A 3,836-nucleotide genomic window follows, 5' to 3' on the forward strand; every position below is an offset into this window, starting at 1 on the left:
CTTAATCTTGCTGCTGAAGCCGAAACCCGAGAAGAAATTAAGAAAAAATTATGTGAAATGATTGTCAGTTATATTGAAACGGTGATGGATACTGATGATCATGCCTCTATCCCGGACTTGCTCACCAGACGTGCACCTGCAATTGATTGGATAAGGTATTATTACATTCGGTTGTTAATTACCATCAGAAATTTTCCTGGTGAATTTACATTCAAAGAATTCATTCCATTTAGACTTGCACATGACCGCTGCTAATAATGAGCGGGCGATACCCCCTCCTCGATCAAAGTCAAGTTGAAAAAATCCTGAAGCGCCTTAATTTTGAACCAAAACCTCAAAAGGGATCATCACATACCCAATGGGTGTCAGCGGCGGCGTGATAATTTATAAAAACCGGCGGTTTAAAAGTACAAATCGTAAGTGATAAAAATAACCAATGCCGGAACCGTCTTTCAGATTTCGGCGCTTGATTTTTTTAACAGTTCAGGAGTCGATTTGATCTTTCATCCGATAGCTTTTACCTTTGATAATGACCGTTTCCGCGTGGTGCAGCAACCTATCAAGGATGGCTGAGGTCAGAGTGCTGTCATTATTAAAGATTTCCGGCCAGTTTTTAAACGCTTTGTTGGAGGTGATTACCAGGGCCCCTTGCTCATATCGGCCGCTGATGACCTGGAACAAAATGTCTGAGCCTGCTTTATCGATGGGCAGAAAGCCCAATTCGTCCAGGATCATTAGAGCGGGGCGGGTATATTTTTTCAATTCCTGTTTCAATCGTCCTGCTTTCTGGGCAACAGCAAGCGTATTGATGACGTCAATAGCGGTTGCAAACAGAACCGTTGCGCCATTCAGGCAGGCCATATAGCCCAGGGCCGAAGCCAAATGGGTTTTACCCAGGCCAACGCCGCCGAGGAAGATAACGTTAGACTTTTTTTTGACAAACTGCATCCTGGAGATGTTCTGAACTTGAAGACGGTTAATTTTTTTGGGCCAATTCCAGTTAAATTGATCCAGGGTTTTGATGACCGGGAAGCGGGCAAGGCGAATGCGGCGCTGTATGGAGCGGTCACGGCGCAGGGCCGCCTCTCCATCGACCAGTTTTTCCAGGTAGCTCACATGTGACCGGTGTTTTTTCGAAGCCTGTGCGGCCAGATCCTGATACTGGTCTTTCATAAAGGAAAGTTTCAGATATTTCAGGTTTTGTTCCAGCAGGTTTTCCGGGGGTTTTTTCTCGTCAGTCATGGTCTTTGCTTTCGTAAATGGTCAGGTCGGGTTGTTCGATTTTGATGTCGAGAAGATCTTCGCGGCGGGTCAAATGCAGTGCGCCGGCTTCTGGCAGACAGCGTGAGCGCTGTTCGAGAAGGTTTGCGATATATTCGCAGGAGAACGCCTCGAATGCAAAGGCATCTTCCATGGCCCGTGCCACGGACTCAGGGGGGTATATTTCACTTAAAGCCACAATTTTTCGAACGTGATGATAAGGGTTCATACGGCGCTGTTCCAGCTTGCAGTAGTATTGTTCAGCCTGTGGAGACAGGGTTAAAAAACGCATGAAGATTTTTTGATCGCGGGCTTTTTTGCGCCGGGCCAACAGTTCCTTGGGATGATCAGGATCTTCAAAGTCCTGGTGTCGATCATAGCTTCGGACATGGCGTGCAATCAGCTTGTCATTGCAATAGATACAGAGTCTGTTCGGATAGGTCTTGAGCGTAAGCCGTCTGCCGGCATACTCCGCCGGCACAGAGTAGCGGTTGGTATCGATGGTAATGCGAAACTGGCTTGAAGCCCTGGCCTGGCTGACAGTGGCGATATCAAACGGATTTTCAGGCAATGCGTTCAGACAGGGTCGTTCTTCTTTAAAGAGTTCAAGGGGCTTTTTGCGGGTTTCTCCGTGGATACGCACATTGGCGACGGTATCCAGCCAGTGACGGGCTGCGGGATTAACAGCGGTAAAGTCCGGGATGTCCAGACCGGCAAGGAAGTTTTTTTTGACATAACCGACGGCGTTTTCCACCCGGCCTTTTTCGTTTCCTTTACCGACATTACAAGGGGCAATGGTGAACCCGCAGTGATCGGCAAAATCTAAATATTTGGGATTAAACACCGGGGCTTGTCCGACGATACGGCTGAGCACGGCCGATTTAAGATTATCAACCATGATTTTTTTGGGGACGGAACCAAAAAAGTTAAAAGCGTTCTGATGGCAGGCTAAAAAATGTTCCATGGTCTGGGAGACGGTAAACTCCACATACATCATGCGGCTGTAGCAAAGAACCATGGCAAAGAAGCTGAGCCTGCGACAGGTTGATCCCACGTTGACAGAACCGTAGGAGGCCCAGTCGACCTGGGCGCACTCGCCCGGTGCGAAAGAAAGCTTTAAAAAAGCCCGGGTTCTCGGCGGTCGTGTTTTACGCACATAATCTTTGACGATGGTGTAGCCGCCGTCAAAGCCATTGTCCTTAATGCGCAAAAGGATTTGTGCCGCGCTATAAGGGTACTTTTCCAGCATTTGTACGATCTGATTTTTAAAGGGATCCAGTTTGCTGGATATGTCTGCTGATTTACGCATGCGATAGCGCTTCTCATTGAGCCACTTGTTAACGGTTTTAAAGGACAGACCCATTATTGCTGCAATCTGATTGCAATTAAGGCCATCTTTTTCATGGTAACTTTTGATTTTCATGAAGGTTTCGTAATCGATCATGCGGCTTTCTCCAAGGCTTTTTTGAGGATGCTCCCCAGGCTTAGAGGCTGAGATCTTTTGCCGATATCCAGGCTAAGGACTTGGTAGAGGGGCTTTTGCCAGGCAATCATGCCGTTTTGAACGAGGTTGCTTCTGGCGTTTTGCAGCGTGCTTTGATCCATGCAAATGCGCTTCATAACCGATTTGTCCCCATAGTAGCTTAACCCGTTGACGTCACCGACGGTGACTAAAAATAGATACAATGCCGCAGCGGGGTGAGTAAATTTTTTGATGTGCCGATCACGGACCAACCGGTGATCGATCCAGCTAAACTGTTTGGGAACTTTGCGGATGCGATGTTTCAAGATGGGCAGTTTCGTCATACCGTCCTCCTTTTTGGGTTGCAGGGTTAATAATATCCTGCCCCAATTGTTGCAGACGGCGGACGGTTTTAGCAATGTCATCTTGTAACGCAAGGCCGGTAAAGCTGGCGATTAATCCTATTAAAACGGCAGGTTGTGGGTTTAAGAGATCTTGTAACGCACCGCATTCCAATTTGTTTATATCGTCAATATTTACAGGATGTTGTCCGATTAAGGGATCTTGTAACGCATTTTTGGTTTTTCGCCAGTACCCGGGATTGGCCTTTCTCCACTGTTGAACCCGGGCAACATTTTCAGGGCTGCGGAAGTAATCGCGGTTCTCCGGTTTGCTCAGCCAGCGGCGCTGACTGTCTTTTTTACTGGCATAGCGGCATTCAGGTTCCGAACAATAGTTTTGACATTTGGTGTTGCGTGGATCAGGAATGAATAATTTTTTGCAATGTTTACATCTTTTCTTTTTTATAGCCCCCATGGTTTTCGTTCCTCCAATGGGGGAATATAAGAAAAAATGTTCAATGATTAACGAAAAAAAAGAAAAAACAGGCTGAAGAAAATGGAAGAAGACTTTTATAAAATGAGTTTTGGGGAAGAAGATACAGAAGAAAATCTAAGCCAATAATTCGGCAATTTCAAACCGCCGAAGAAAATATACTTTCAGAACGCCGCTGACAAAATCGGACGTTACTGAAGGACCTCTCGCTCTTCTCACCGTTTTTTGACTAAAAAGTGGCATTTTATTTTTTTTCGTTGATTTTGTACCCATTTAAAAA

At 46.2% G+C, this 3,836-nt stretch carries 5 protein-coding genes; 1 reads left to right on the top strand and 4 read right to left on the bottom strand.

Annotation, left to right across the window (positions count from 1 at the left end; genetic code table 11):
• Positions 1–255, top strand: a 255-nt coding sequence (locus V3S16_RS11475) for a hypothetical protein (protein WP_413885053.1), incomplete at its 5' end; no start/stop codon positions are given.
• Between the two features lie 228 nt (positions 256–483).
• Here V3S16_RS11475 and istB read toward each other — a convergent pair.
• From istB to V3S16_RS11495, 4 genes are read right to left on the bottom strand one after another with little or no spacing between them, the layout of a single operon-like run.
• Positions 484–1,242 (bottom strand): IS21-like element helper ATPase IstB, encoded by a 759-nt coding sequence (gene istB / locus V3S16_RS11480; RefSeq protein ID WP_413885055.1) that lies wholly within the window; start codon positions 1,240–1,242, stop codon positions 484–486.
• Positions 1,235–2,704, bottom strand: coding sequence for an IS21 family transposase (istA, locus tag V3S16_RS11485; RefSeq protein ID WP_413885057.1), 1,470 nt, complete (start codon positions 2,702–2,704; stop codon positions 1,235–1,237). The genes istB and istA overlap by 8 nt, the downstream gene beginning before the upstream one ends.
• On the bottom strand, positions 2,701–3,066 hold the full coding sequence (locus V3S16_RS11490; protein ID WP_413885059.1) for a hypothetical protein: 366 nt from the start codon (positions 3,064–3,066) through the stop codon (positions 2,701–2,703). Before V3S16_RS11490 ends, istA begins: the two co-directional genes overlap by 4 nt.
• Positions 3,011–3,538, bottom strand: a complete 528-nt coding sequence (locus tag V3S16_RS11495; RefSeq protein WP_413885061.1) for a hypothetical protein — start codon at positions 3,536–3,538, stop codon at positions 3,011–3,013. Before V3S16_RS11495 ends, V3S16_RS11490 begins: the two co-directional genes overlap by 56 nt.
• Between the last annotated feature and the right edge of the window lie 298 nt (positions 3,539–3,836).

This window comes from Candidatus Desulfatibia sp., from assembly GCF_036446775.1.
Lineage (GTDB): Bacteria > Desulfobacterota > Desulfobacteria > Desulfobacterales > UBA11574 > Desulfatibia_A.